The 12,455-nt window shown below is 65.3% G+C and carries 12 protein-coding genes; 9 read left to right on the top strand and 3 right to left on the bottom strand.

The window, feature by feature from the left end; all coding sequences use genetic code 11:
• Nucleotides 1-55: 55 nt before the first annotated feature.
• Genes AC13CR_RS14075 through AC13CR_RS14085 form a run of 3 tightly spaced genes read left to right on the top strand, consistent with a single transcriptional unit; the run spans nucleotide 56 to nucleotide 1,936 of the window.
• A complete protein-coding gene (locus AC13CR_RS14075; RefSeq protein ID WP_482900893.1) occupies nucleotides 56-559 on the top strand; it encodes an Lrp/AsnC family transcriptional regulator in 504 nt (167 codons plus the stop codon).
• A gap of 37 nt (nucleotides 560-596) precedes the next feature.
• A complete protein-coding gene (locus AC13CR_RS14080; RefSeq protein WP_292953462.1) occupies nucleotides 597-908 on the top strand; it encodes a thioredoxin domain-containing protein in 312 nt (103 codons plus the stop codon).
• Nucleotides 908-1,936, top strand: a complete 1,029-nt coding sequence (locus AC13CR_RS14085) for a hypothetical protein (RefSeq protein WP_292953465.1) — start codon at nucleotides 908-910, stop codon at nucleotides 1,934-1,936. The genes AC13CR_RS14080 and AC13CR_RS14085 overlap by 1 nt, the downstream gene beginning before the upstream one ends.
• Nucleotides 1,937-1,939: 3 nt before the next feature.
• Here AC13CR_RS14085 and mgrA read toward each other — a convergent pair whose 3' ends face one another.
• Both mgrA and ileS read right to left on the bottom strand, forming a co-directional pair.
• Complete coding sequence (gene mgrA, locus AC13CR_RS14090; protein WP_292953468.1) at nucleotides 1,940-2,977, bottom strand: L-glyceraldehyde 3-phosphate reductase; 1,038 nt, start codon at nucleotides 2,975-2,977, stop codon at nucleotides 1,940-1,942.
• Nucleotides 2,978-3,113: 136 nt separating this feature from the next.
• Nucleotides 3,114-6,104 carry an isoleucine--tRNA ligase gene (gene ileS / locus AC13CR_RS14095; RefSeq protein WP_482900894.1) on the bottom strand — a complete coding sequence of 997 codons (2,991 nt, stop codon included), beginning with the start codon at nucleotides 6,102-6,104 and terminating at the stop codon, nucleotides 3,114-3,116.
• 209 nt (nucleotides 6,105-6,313) lie between these two features.
• On the opposite strand from ileS, the gene AC13CR_RS14100 reads away from it, so the two are divergent.
• Nucleotides 6,314-7,123, top strand: a complete 810-nt coding sequence (locus AC13CR_RS14100) for a DUF6635 family protein (protein WP_292954595.1) — start codon at nucleotides 6,314-6,316, stop codon at nucleotides 7,121-7,123.
• Here AC13CR_RS14100 and ubiG read toward each other — a convergent pair.
• Entirely contained in the window at nucleotides 7,120-7,854 is a 735-nt protein-coding gene (gene ubiG, locus AC13CR_RS14105) for a bifunctional 2-polyprenyl-6-hydroxyphenol methylase/3-demethylubiquinol 3-O-methyltransferase UbiG (protein WP_292954598.1), read from the bottom strand. The two genes, AC13CR_RS14100 and ubiG, sit on opposite strands and share 4 nt — an antisense overlap.
• 50 nt (nucleotides 7,855-7,904) lie before the next feature.
• Here ubiG and pip point away from each other — a divergent pair, with 50 nt between their 5' ends.
• The 5 genes from pip (at nucleotide 7,905) to AC13CR_RS14130 (ending at nucleotide 12,450) form a co-directional block, all read left to right on the top strand.
• Nucleotides 7,905-8,888 (top strand): prolyl aminopeptidase, encoded by a 984-nt coding sequence (gene pip / locus AC13CR_RS14110; protein ID WP_292954601.1) that lies wholly within the window; start codon nucleotides 7,905-7,907, stop codon nucleotides 8,886-8,888.
• A gap of 1 nt (nucleotide 8,889) precedes the next feature.
• Nucleotides 8,890-9,345 (top strand): tryptophan-rich sensory protein TspO, encoded by a 456-nt coding sequence (gene tspO / locus AC13CR_RS14115; RefSeq protein ID WP_292954604.1) that lies wholly within the window; start codon nucleotides 8,890-8,892, stop codon nucleotides 9,343-9,345.
• Between the two features lie 132 nt (nucleotides 9,346-9,477).
• Nucleotides 9,478-10,125 (top strand): ribosome maturation factor RimP, encoded by a 648-nt coding sequence (gene rimP / locus AC13CR_RS14120; protein WP_292954607.1) that lies wholly within the window; start codon nucleotides 9,478-9,480, stop codon nucleotides 10,123-10,125.
• A gap of 3 nt (nucleotides 10,126-10,128) precedes the next feature.
• Nucleotides 10,129-11,811 (top strand): transcription termination factor NusA, encoded by a 1,683-nt coding sequence (gene nusA, locus AC13CR_RS14125; protein ID WP_292954610.1) that lies wholly within the window; start codon nucleotides 10,129-10,131, stop codon nucleotides 11,809-11,811.
• An 18-nt stretch (nucleotides 11,812-11,829) separates the two neighbouring features.
• Complete coding sequence (locus tag AC13CR_RS14130; RefSeq protein ID WP_292954613.1) at nucleotides 11,830-12,450, top strand: RNA-binding protein; 621 nt, start codon at nucleotides 11,830-11,832, stop codon at nucleotides 12,448-12,450.
• Nucleotides 12,451-12,455: the final 5 nt, after the last annotated feature.

Genomic DNA, 12,455 nt, shown 5'->3' on the forward strand with positions numbered 1-12,455 from the left:
TGGATCTTTGCGATAGGCCGGGGAAAATAAGGACATGCTGCCAGAAGGAAGCCCAATGCCAGAAAAAACGCTTGATAAAGGCCCTTCTACCCGAACGTCCGTCCGCCTGGATGATGTGGATCGGAAAATCCTGTCCCTGCTGCAAGAGGATGCCAGCCTGCCGCTGGATCAGATTGCCGAGCGGGTGGGCGCGTCCAAGACCCCTGTCTGGAACCGGATCCGGAAGCTGCGCGAAGCGGGCGTCATCCGCGGGCAGGTGACGCTGCTGGATCCCGAGGCCCTGGGTCTGGAAGCCTGTTTCTTCGTGCTGATCCGCACCAGCGAACATGACAGGGACTGGGCCGCGCGGTTCCTGCGCGCCCTGCGCGAGCGTCCCGAAGTGATCGAGGCGCACCGGCTGGCGGGCGATATCGACTATATCCTCAAGGTGCAGGTGCGCAACGCGCGGGCCTATGACCGGTTCTATCAGTCGCTGATCGGCGAGGTGAAGATTCACAACGTGACCGCGCTGCTGTCGATGGAAGAGATCAAGACGACCACGGCCCTTCCCATCCCCTGACCGCCGGGATAGGTCTTCGCAAACGGCAAGGAAATCCATGTCCGGCATCGACACGATCTGGCATTATCCGCGATGCTCGACCTCGCATTTCATGTTGCGGGCCCTGCGTGGCGCGGGCATCTCGGTCGTGATGCGGGACGATTGCAAGCAACCCTTGTCCAAGGCCGAACTCGCGGCGGCGCTGACTGTTCTGGCTCTGGCTGCGCGCGATCCGGGATCGGGCGATCCGGCGCCGGCCATGGCCGCCAACCCGGCGGGGACCGGGCGTGCGGCTGACTTCGCGCCCGGCCGGGCCCGCCTGCACCGCCCGCAGCAAGCCGTCCTCGATCCTCTGGCTCGAGCCGCCTGATGACCGGGGCCGCGCGTGACCCGGTTCCCGCCCCTGCTTGTGCGGCGACGCCAAATCTGCTGATCGTCGCGCAGGCCGGACGGCTGGAATACGAGGCGATGATCCTGGCCGCCAGCCTGCGCCATTCGGCACCCGGCTGGACCGGCCGCCTGCTGATCGCCGAGCCGCAGCCCGAGGGCGCGTGGGAAGGCCATGAAACCCTGATCGCGCCCGAAACGCGCGAGGTGCTGGACTGGCTGGGCGCCGAAATCCTGCCCTTCACCGCCCGGCACTTCGGCGCCTCCTATCCTCATGGCAACAAGATCGAGGCGCTGAAAGTGCTGCCCGCCGGCGAGCCGTTCCTGTTTCTGGATACCGATACGCTGATCACCGGCCCGCTGGACCGCGTCGCGTTCGATTTCTCGCGCCCCTCGGCCTCGATGCGGCGCGAGGGCACATGGCCGATACCGCCGATCTACGGCCCCGGCTATCACGGTATCTGGAAATCGCTATATGACCGGTTCGGCCTGGACCTGATGCCAAGCCTCGATCTGTCGCAGCCGGACGAACATTGGGAACGCTATCTCTATTTCAACGCGGGCTGGTTCCATGGCGCGGATCCGGTCGAATTCGGCGCGCGGTTCCGCGACTGGGCGCTGGCGGTGCGCGATGAACCGGGAGACGCGCTGGCCTGCCAGAGCCTCGATCCCTGGCTGGACCAGATCGTGCTGCCGCTGGTCATCCACAGTTTCGGCGGCGGCCGTCCGGGCCCGGACCTCGCCGGGCTCGATGGCGCTGTGACCTGCCATTACCGCAACCTGCCGCTGCTTTACGCCAAGCAATCCGACACCGCTGTCGAGGTGCTGGAAGCCGCGGTCGCGCATCGCCGGATCAAGAAGCGTCTGCGCGAATGGACGCCCGCGAAACGGCTGATCTATCAGGGCAAGGGACGCGAAAAGGTGCGGACCATGTTCGACCGGCGGGCCTTGCCCACGAAGGAGCAGCCGATTCGCAACCAGTTGAGGAAGAAGGGCTGGTGGCTGGTCTGAGCCCTATTCCTCGCCCGCCCCTTCCGAGGACCGCGCCCAGATGTTCACGTCGCCGCCCGCCGACAAGTCGTCGATTCGCGCCAACTCGGCCTCGGTGAAGTCGGTGTTCTGCAACGCGCCCACGCAATCCTCGACTTGGGACGGCCGCGATGCGCCGATCAACGCGCTGGTGACGCGCCCGCCGCGCAGAACCCAGGCAACGGCCATCTGCGCCAGCGACTGCCCGCGTTCGGCCGCCAGATCATTCAGGCCGCGCAGGCGGCGGATCATGTCGTCCGACAGCCAGTCCTGCGACAGCGACTTGCCCTGCGCTGCGCGGCTGTCCTGCGGGATGCCGTTCAGATATTTCTTCGTCAGCATTCCCTGCGCCAGCGGCGTGAAGACGATGCTGCCAATGCCCAGATCGTCCAGCGTTTCCAGCAGACCGTCATTCTCGATCCAGCGGTTCAGCATGTTGTAGCTGGGCTGGTGGATCACGCAGGGGGTGCCCAGATCCTTCAGGATCGCCGCCGCCTCGGCCGTGCGCTGGCTGTTATAGCTGGAAATCCCGGCATAGAGCGCCCGGCCCGACCGCACGATATGGTCCAGCGCGCCCATGGTTTCCTCCAGCGGCGTGTCGGGATCGAAGCGGTGCGAATAGAAGATGTCGACGTAATCCAGGCCCATTCGCCTCAGCGACTGGTCGCAGGAAGCGATCAGCGACTTGCGGCTGCCCCAATCGCCATACGGGCCGTCCCACATCGGATAACCGGCCTTGGAACTGACGATCATCTGATCGCGAAGACCCGCGAAATCCTGACGCCGGATCTCGCCGAACGCCTCTTCCGCGCTTCCCGGCGGCGGCCCGTAATTGTTCGCCAGATCGAAATGGGTGATGCCCAGATCGAAAGCCTTGCGACAGATGTCGCGCTTTGTCTGATGCGGTGTGTCATGGCCGAAATTGTGCCAGAGCCCCAGGCTGATCGCGGGCAGTTTCAGACCCGAGCGCCCGCAGCGGCGATAGGTCATCCGGTCGTAGCGGTGGGAATCGGGTTGATACATCTGGTCTCTCTCCTTTGTCTTGCGGCCCGGCCCCTGCATTCCGCCCGGATCGGACCCGCGGCATCCGGACGAACGATCGCGCGGCGGGATCCGCCCGCGACCGCCAATCCGCGCCAGGGCGCGGCTCGCCTTTCGCTCATGCCCCGTCCAGCACCGCGTCGCAGCGCGCGCATACACCCGCATGGTCATGCGTCCCGACATCGGGCAGAATTTTCCAGCAACGCTGGCATTTCTCGCCCTCGGCGCGTTCGAAGACGACGCCCAGGCCGGGCGCCTCGGCCATGCGGAATGCCTCGTTCGGGGCGGGATCGGCGGTCAGGACCATATCCGAGGTGATGCAGATATCGGCGAAATGCACGGATTTCAGCGCCGCCAGCATCTCGGGATCCTCGACATGGACGACCGGGGCGGCCTCCAGACTGGCGCCGATGGTCTTGTCGGCCCGCCTGATCTCCAGCGCGGCGGTCACGACACGGCGGGCGCGGCGCAGGTGATCCCATTTCGCGGCCAGGGGCTCGTTCAGCCAATCGGCCGGCGTCACGGGGAAGTCGTGCAGATGCACGCTGTCGGCCTCGGACGGGAAGCGCGACAACCAGACATCCTCGGTCGTGAAGGGCAGGATCGGCGCCAGCCATGTCACCAGGCGATGATACAGGATGTCCAGCACCGTCCGGGCCGCACGCCGGCGAATGCTGTCCGGCGCGTCGCAATACAGCGCGTCCTTGCGGATGTCGAAATAGAAGGCCGACAGATCGACGGTGCAGAACTGGAACAGGGTCTGGAACACGCCCTGGAAATCATAGGCGTCATAGCCCCGGCGCACGGCGTGATCCAGCTGCGCCAGCCGGTGCAGCACCCATTGCTCAAGCTCGGGCATCTGGGACGGATCGACCTTTTCCGCCTCGTCGAAACCGTCCAGCGCACCCAGCAGGAATCGCAGCGTGTTGCGCAGCCGGCGATAGCTGTCGGCGGTGCCTTTCAGGATCTCGGGGCCGATGCGGCTGTCGGCGGTGTAATCGACCTGTGCCACCCAGAGCCGCAGGATATCGGCGCCATATTGATCGACCACCTCGGCAGGCACGATCGTGTTTCCCAGCGACTTGGACATCTTCATGCCCTTCTCGTCCAGGGTGAAGCCATGCGTCAACACGCCCTTGTAGGGCGCGCGTCCCCTGGTGGCGCTGGCCTGCAACAGCGAGGACTGAAACCAGCCGCGATGCTGGTCGGTGCCTTCCAGATACAGATCGGCGATGCCATCGGGGCTGCCATCGGCGCGGTCGCGTATGACGAAAGCATGGGTCGAGCCGCTGTCGAACCAGACATCCAGCACGTCCATGACCTGATCGTAATCGTCGGGGTCGGCCACGCCGTCCAGCATCCGGGCCTTGAAGCCTTGGCGATACCAGACATCCGCGCCCTCGGCCTCGAACGCGGCCACGATGCGGTCGTTGACGCGGCTGTCGCGCAGCAGGAAATCGGGCGCATCGGGTTTGGCGCCCGTCTTCACGAAACAGGTCAGCGGCACGCCCCAGGCGCGCTGGCGCGACAGCACCCAGTCCGGCCGGTTCTCGACCATGGAATGGATCCGGTTGCGTCCGGTCTGTGGCGTCCAGGTCACCAGCTTGTCGATGCTGGTCAGCGCGCGGGCACGGATCGAGGCGCCGTATTCGCCCATGCCGTCATCCAGCGGCTTGTCGATGGCGGCGAACCATTGCGGCGTGTTGCGATAGATCAACGGGGCCTTGGACCGCCAGCTATGGGGATAGGAATGCTTGATCTTGCCCTTGGCCAGCAGCTTGCCGGCCCAAGCAAGGTTCTTGATGACGCTGACATTTGCCGGCCCGTCCTTGCCGTCGGGCTGGACAATCGCCTCGCCGCCAAAGATCGGCAGATCGGCGCGATAGGTTCCGTCCGGCTCGACATTATAGGTCATCTTCAGCTGCGGGTGCAGATCTCGAAACTTTAGATATAGCTGATAGTCGTCATCGCCATGGCTGGGCGCGGTGTGGACAAAGCCGGTGCCCGCGTCGTCGGTGACGTGATCGCCGGGCAGCATAGGGACAAGATAGTCCCATTCCTTTTCTGCGCCCTCAACTTCGCGAAGAGGGTGGGAAAGCGTTAAACCGTCTAATTCCGCGGACACGACGTCACGAATGCGCGTCCATTTTTGAATCTTGGCAGACGCTTTTACGCTGTTCGCAAGCGCGTCAGCCAGCACAAGCCGTTCGCCACTGCTGGCAGTGGAGTTCTCGGCGAGTTCGTCAACTTGATAAAGTCCATAAGCGATACCTGGATTATAAGCGACAGCACGATTCTGCGGTATCGTCCAAGGTGTTGTGGTCCAAATCACGATTGAAGCGTGCACAAGGTCGCCCAAACCCTCGGGTGCTTGCTGAATGCTAGGCCGAGATGGGTCAACCGCCCCACCTGCACTGTCGGCCAAGATGTTAAACCGCACCCAGATCGTGTGGCTGGTGTGGTCGTGATATTCGACCTCGGCCTCGGCCAGCGCGGTCTTCTCGACCGGCGACCACATCACCGGCTTGCTGCCCTGATAGAGACTGCCATTCATCAGCAGTTTCATGAACTCGGCCGCGATCACCGCCTCGGCGTGGAAATTCATCGTCAGGTAGGGATCGTCCCACTTGCCGGTGATGCCCAGACGCTTGAACTCGTCCCGCTGCACGTCGATCCAGTGATCGGCAAAGCGGCGGCATTCCTGCCGGAACTCGACGATATCGACCTTGTCCTTGTCCTGTCCCTTCTGGCGATATTGTTCCTCGATCTTCCATTCGATCGGCAGGCCGTGGCAATCCCAGCCGGGAACATAGCGTGCATCGCGGCCCATCATCTGCTGGCTGCGGACGATGAAATCCTTCAGCACCTTGTTCAGCGCATGGCCGATATGCAGGTTGCCGTTCGCATAGGGCGGGCCGTCATGCAGGATGAAGGGCGCGCGGCCATCGGACGCCTTTCGCAAGGCGTCGTAGATGCCGATCCGCGCCCAGCGGGCCAGCCATTCGGGTTCGCGGGCGGGCAGGCCCGCCCGCATCGGGAAATCGGTCTGCGGCAGGAAGACGGTATCGCGGTAGTCGGGCGCGTCGGGGGCTTTGGTATCGGCGCTCATCGGCGGACGTTCCTTTGTCGGGCATTCAGGATTCGGCTCAGGGCAATCCCGACGGCGCGATATCTTACGCCGCCGGGCCGCTAATTCGAAAGGAGAAGGCCGCAAAATCCATGCCTGCCTCTATAGGAAGGCGGCAGGCGGGCTGCAAGCGGCTGCCGGTGCGCGCGATTGTCATGGTCGCGTCGGCCGGCGCCGGCTAGAATCGGCCCATGATCCAGTCCGCCGAACGCCTCGCCGCTGTCAGGCGCTTTGTCCGCGCCCGATACGGGCTGCGGGGCACGCTTGCGCTGCATCGCCAGGCGCTTGGCTGGGATCTGCTGCGCGCGCCCGTCAATGTGGCGCTGTCGCCGGTCTTCCTGATCCTGCGGCTGGCTGCCGCGCTGCTCAGCCGTCTCGGTGCAAGGCGGGCGGGCGCCTGGCTGGCGGCGCGGCGCATTTTCCTGACCTCGAACGTCGCGCGACGGATCACGGCCGATCTCCAGGCTTTCGTGGCCGATCTGGATGCGCGGGGAATCGGGCCGGACGCGCCGCCCGACCTGACCCGCGCCCGGATCGAGGCCCATGCCGAGATCCGCAACGCCGTGGCCGAGATCACCACATCGCTGATCGTGCTGGGCGCGGGGCTGCTGCTGTTTCACCGCGCAACGCCCGGTATCATGTCGCTGGCAGGCCCGGTTGCGCGGATGCGGGCCGAGGCCGAGGCCTTGCGCGATTTCACCCTGGGGTCGCGACTGGGCGGGGTCTGGTATTCGGTCTTCCCGGTCGAGCTGTCGCCCTGGCAGGTCGTCGCGACCGGGCTGGCCCTTGCGATCACGGCCTCGCTGGTGACGACCTTCGCCGGGCTGATCGCGGATCCGATCCAGCTTGTCACCGGCACCCATCGCCGCCGCCTGATGCGGATGCTGGACCGCCTGGACCGCGCCGATGCCGCCGGCGGGCTGGAGCGGGAACATCTGATGGCCCGGATCGGCGATCTGTCCGATGCGGCGCTGTCGCTCTGGCGAACCCTGCGCGGCTAGGCCGGACGCCGGGCCGTCAGCAGGTAATTCACCGACAGATCGCGATCCGACAGCGACCAGCCGAATCCGATCGGGTTGAAGACCATGCCCTTGCGGTCCGCGACCTCGAGGCCGCAGGCCGCGGCCATCGCGCCCAGTTCGTCGGGGGTGATGAAGCGTTGCCAGTCATGCGTGCCGCGCGGCAGCCAGCGCATCACCCATTCCGCGCCGATGATCGCGGCACCGAAACTGCGCGCGGTGCGGTTCAGCGTGGACAGGATGACCAGCCCGCCCGGCCTGACCAACGCCTGACAGGTCGCCAGGAAAGCCGCCGGATCGGCGACATGCTCGACGATTTCCAGCGCCAGCACCGCGTCGAAGACCTCGCCGTCCTGGGCCAGGGCCTCGGCCGTGGTGACGTGATAGCTGATGTCCAGCCCCTGCCCCTCGGCGTGAAGCCGCGCCACCTCGATGTTTCCGCTGGCCGCATCCGCACCCGTGACCGAGGCACCCAGCCGTGCCATGGGTTCGGCCACCAGCCCACCGCCGCAGCCGATATCGAGCACCCGCAGATCGCCGAACGGACGCGCCCCGCGCAGATCGCGACCGAACTCGGCCGCGATCTGCGCGGTGAGATAGTCCAGCCGCACCGGATTCATCATGTGCAGCGGCCTGAGCTTGCCCTTCGGATCCCACCATTCGGCGGCCATCGCCTCGAATTTGGCGATCTCGCCCTGATCGATGCTGGTCATCTGGTCCTGTCCTTCTGGCAGCCGGTTGCTTCTGGCCTTATAATGTGGAGATGGACCGATTGGCAGAACAAATCGCCGCATCACGGGACCGCCTGCATCCCTCGGGCGAGCCCTATGACCACCGGATGCTGGATGTCGGCGACGGCCACCGGCTGTATGTGGAACAATACGGCAATCCCGAAGGCCGCCCCGTCATTGTCCTGCATGGCGGTCCGGGCGGCGGTTGCAGCCCTTTCATGCGCCGCTTCTTCGATCCCAGCCACTACCGCGTCGTCCTGTTCGACCAGCGCGGCTGCGGACGCTCGCGCCCCTCGGCCTCGGTTCGGGCGAACACCACGCAGCACCTGATCGCGGATATGGAAATGATCCGCGAGACGCTGGGGCTGGCCGACTGGCTGCTGTTCGGCGGCAGTTGGGGCGCGACGCTGGCTTTGGCCTATGCGCAGGCGCATCCTGACCGGGTGACCGGGCTCGTGCTGCGCGGCGTCTTTCTTGGCCGCCGGACCGAGCTGGATTGGTTCTATGGCGGCGGCGCGGGCCGTTTCTTTCCCGATCTGTGGCGGCGGTTCCAGGACCCGATCCCCGAAGCCGAGCGCGGGAACATGATCGCGGCCTATCACCGCCGCCTGTTTTCCGACGATCAGGGCCGGCAGGGTCGCTACGCCCTGCCCTGGCTGATGTGGGAAAACGCGCTGGCCGGCTTGCAGGCCGCGCCCGTCAGCCACGCGCCCGCCGATTATGCCCGCGCCTTTGCCCGGCTGGAAAACCACTATTTCATGAATGGCTGCTTCCTGAGCGAGAATCAGTTGCTGGAGGATCGGCATCTGATCGAACACCTGCCGGCGGTGATCGTGCAGGGCCGATATGACATGGTCTGCCCGCCGCTTGGCGCGCATGATCTGGCGCAGGGATGGGCGAATTGCGATCTGCGGATCGTTCCAGCCTCGGGGCATGCTTTGTCGGAACCCGGAATCTCGGCCGAATTGCTGCGCGTCATGGATGCGTTGCGCGACCGGAACCAGCGAGAGGATTAGGATGCTGTTCGCGATCTTTCTGATTGCCTGTCTGGCGGCCGCCGCGACAGGCATGGTGTTCAAGCCCGGCGATTGGTACGAAGGATTGGCAAAGCCCGCCTTCACGCCGCCGAAATGGGTCTTTCCCGTCGCCTGGAGCGTGATCTACCTGCTTCTGGCCTGGGCCGCCGCGCGACTGGCCGTTCTGCCCCGAAACGGCATCGTCATGGCGCTGTGGGCCGCGCAGATAGCCCTGAACACGCTGTGGACGCCGGTCTTCTTCGGCGCCCACCGGATGGGGTTCGCGATGGCTGTCATGGCGGTGCTGTGGCTGGTCGTGGCGGCGCTGGTCACGCTGGCTTTCCGGCTGGACGCGGTGGCCGCGGTCATGCTGCTGCCCTATCTTGCCTGGCTATGCGTGGCGGCGGCGCTGAACTGGCGCATCTGGCAGGACAATCCGGGTGCCGGCGGGGTCTGACACGCCCCGCTTGCAATCCCCGCCTCAGGGGTCTATATGCCTGCTTGACAGCGGTGCAGGCTTCCACCCCCTGCCCACCGGACGCTTCTGCTTGGGCCCGCTGCGGGCCCTTTTTTCCATCCGAAGGACGCCATGTCGAACGACCTGATCGCCAAGACCGCCATTGACCGGCGCCTGGCCGAGATCATCACCCCGGTGATCGAGGATCTGGGCTTCGAGCTGGTGCGCGTGCGTCTGCAAGGCGGCAAGACAGCGACCTTGCAGATCATGGCCGACCGGCCGGAAGGCGGCATCAACGTGGAGGATTGCGGCGACATCTCGGTCGCGGTCAGTGCCACGCTGGATGTCGAGGATCCGATCGAGGACGCCTATCACCTGGAGGTCAGCAGCCCCGGAATCGACCGGCCGCTGACCCGGCTGAAGGATTTCGCGACCTTCGAGGGCTATGAGGCCAAGCTGGAGACGAACCAGCCGATCGACGGCCGCAAACGCTGGAAGGGCGTGCTGGCGGGCGTCGAATCGGGCGATGCGGGCGACGAGGTTCTGCTGAACATCGAAGAGGCCGGCGAGATCCAGACGATCGGGCTGAATTTCGACTGGCTCTCGGATGCGAAACTGGTGCTGACGGACGAACTGATCCGCGAAATGCTGCGCCAGAAGAAAGAGGCCGGAATCGCGATCGACAACCTGGACGAAAGCGCCTTTGACGCGGTGGAAACCGAAGACGATGGCGGAACCGACGAAAACGAGGGCGCCGAGCGCGCCGATACCAAGGAGTAAGTGATGGCGATCACCTCTGCCAATCAGCTGGAACTTCTGCAAACCGCCGAGGCGGTCGCGCGCGAGAAGATGATCGAGCCGGAACTGGTCATCGAGGCGATGGAGGACAGCCTCGCCCGCGCCGCCAAGTCGCGCTACGGGTCCGAGATGGACATCCGCGTCAAGATCGACCGCAAGACCGGCAATGCCACCTTCACCCGCGCCCGGACCGTCGTGGACGAGGAAGAGCTTGAGAATTATCAGGCGCAGCTTACCCCGGCGCAGGCCAAACCCTATTTCGAGGCGCCCGGGGACGGGCGCGCCCTCTGGATCCGCGATGGTGCCGCGATCGAGGATTTCTCGGGCGCGCCGCAGCCCGGCGACGTGTTCGAGGAGCAGGTTCCGCCCGTCGATCTGGGCCGCATCGCCGCGCAATCGGCCAAGCAGGTGATCCTGCAACGGGTCCGCGAGGCCGAACGCGACCGCCAATACGAGGAATTCAAGGACCGCGCCGGCACGATCATCAACGGTATCGTCAAGCGCGAGGAATACGGCAACATCATCGTCGACATCGGTCGTGGAGAGGCGATCCTGCGCCGCAACGAAAAGATCGGCCGCGAAAGCTATCGCCCGAACGACCGCATCCGCGCCTATGTCAAGGACGTGCGCCGCGAGACCCGCGGGCCGCAAATCTTCCTGTCGCGCACCGATCCGCAATTCATGGCGGAACTGTTCAAGATGGAGGTGCCGGAAATCTACGATGGCATCATCGAGATCAAGGCCGTGGCCCGCGATCCGGGCAGCCGCGCCAAGATCGCGGTCATCAGCTATGACAACAGCATCGACCCGGTCGGTGCCTGCGTGGGGATGCGTGGCTCTCGCGTGCAGGCCGTGGTCGGCGAATTGCAGGGCGAGAAGATCGACATCATCCCGTGGAACGATGATCAGGCGACATTCCTCGTGAACGCCCTGCAACCGGCCGAGGTCAGCAAGGTCGTCTTCGACGAGGACGCCAACAAGATCGAGGTCGTGGTGCCGGATGAACAGCTCAGCCTCGCCATCGGCCGTCGCGGCCAGAATGTTCGCCTGGCCAGCCAGCTGACCGGTCTGGATATCGACATCCTGACCGAGGAAGAGGAATCGAAGCGCCGTCAGGCCGAGTTCAACGCCCGCACCGCGCTGTTCATGGAGGCGCTGGATCTGGACGAATTCTTCGCGCAGCTTCTGGTCGCCGAAGGCTTCACCGATCTGGAAGAGGTGGCCTATATCGACCAGGACGAGCTGCTGACCATCGACGGCGTGGACCAGGGCACGGCCGAGGAATTGCAGGCGCGCGCCCGCGACGTGCTGGAAGCCCGCGCCAAGGCCGCACTGGAGAATGCCCGCGCCCTGGGTGCCGAGGACAGCCTTATTGACTTCGAGGGGCTCACTCCCCAGATGGTCGAGGCATTGGCAAAGGATGACGTGAAGACGCTGGAAGACTTTGCCACTTGCGCCGATTGGGAACTGGCCGGCGGCTGGACCACGGTCAATGGCCAGCGCGTCAAGGATGAGGGGCTTCTGGAGCCTTTCGAGGTCTCGCTGGAGGAGGCGCAGACGATGGTGATGACGGCCCGCGTCATGCTGGGCTGGGTCGATCCGGACGAACTGGTCGCCGCGTCTGCCAATACGGCCGAAGGCGAAACCGCAGAGGAGGCCGGGGCGTGACGCCCCGGATTGTCCCGCTTGAGCCGCGGTGGTCGCATCAAGGAACGAGATGAGCCCGAAAGGCGCTGCATCGTCACCGGCGAGGTCCAGCCCAAGGCCGGTCTGATCCGTTTCGTTGCCGGTCCCGACGGACAGGTGGTGCCGGATCTGGCCGAAAAGCTTCCGGGCCGCGGCATCTGGGTCACGGCCGACCGCGCCGCCATCGCAAAGGCGGCGGCGAAGGGGCTTTTCTCGCGCGGCGCCAGGGCCCGGGTCGGGGCGCCGGACGGCCTGGCGGACCTGGTCGAGGCCGGTCTGGCGCGGCGCGTCGTGGACCTGATTTCGCTGACCCGCAAATCGGGTCGTGCGGTGGCCGGGTTCGAGAAGGTCAAGGGCTGGCTGGCCGAGGGGCGGGCCAAGGTTCTGCTTCAGGCCAGCGACGGCTCGGAGCGCGGCAAGGGCAAGCTGTGGACGCCGACCGGCGGGCGCTGGTTCGGCTGCCTGACCGCATCAGAATTGGGTTTGTCCTTCGGGCGCGATCATGTCATACACGGCGCGCTTGCGGCGGGTGGCCTGACGGACAAGGTGATCTTGGAAGCCGGCAGACTGACGGGTCTGCGCGGGCATGACGGCGGCAATTCGGCCGTCGGGAAGGAATGAAGACG

It is taken from the genome of Paracoccus sp. L-17, from assembly GCF_056857655.1.

Excerpts from the sequence above, each read along its gene's own strand:
- nusA (WP_292954610.1), top strand. The coding sequence starts at position 10,129 with ATGGCGATCACCTCTGCCAATCAGCTGGAACTTCTGCAAACCGCCGAG.
- AC13CR_RS14100 (WP_292954595.1), top strand. The coding sequence starts at position 6,314 with ATGATCCAGTCCGCCGAACGCCTCGCCGCTGTCAGGCGCTTTGTCCGC.
- tspO (WP_292954604.1), top strand. The coding sequence starts at position 8,890 with ATGCTGTTCGCGATCTTTCTGATTGCCTGTCTGGCGGCCGCCGCGACA.
- AC13CR_RS14085 (WP_292953465.1), top strand. The coding sequence starts at position 908 with ATGACCGGGGCCGCGCGTGACCCGGTTCCCGCCCCTGCTTGTGCGGCG.
- rimP (WP_292954607.1), top strand. The coding sequence starts at position 9,478 with ATGTCGAACGACCTGATCGCCAAGACCGCCATTGACCGGCGCCTGGCC.
- AC13CR_RS14080 (WP_292953462.1), top strand. The coding sequence starts at position 597 with ATGTCCGGCATCGACACGATCTGGCATTATCCGCGATGCTCGACCTCG.
- ileS (WP_482900894.1), bottom strand. The coding sequence starts at position 6,104 with ATGAGCGCCGATACCAAAGCCCCCGACGCGCCCGACTACCGCGATACC.
- pip (WP_292954601.1), top strand. The coding sequence starts at position 7,905 with ATGGACCGATTGGCAGAACAAATCGCCGCATCACGGGACCGCCTGCAT.
- AC13CR_RS14075 (WP_482900893.1), top strand. The coding sequence starts at position 56 with ATGCCAGAAAAAACGCTTGATAAAGGCCCTTCTACCCGAACGTCCGTC.
- mgrA (WP_292953468.1), bottom strand. The coding sequence starts at position 2,977 with ATGTATCAACCCGATTCCCACCGCTACGACCGGATGACCTATCGCCGC.
- ubiG (WP_292954598.1), bottom strand. The coding sequence starts at position 7,854 with ATGACCAGCATCGATCAGGGCGAGATCGCCAAATTCGAGGCGATGGCC.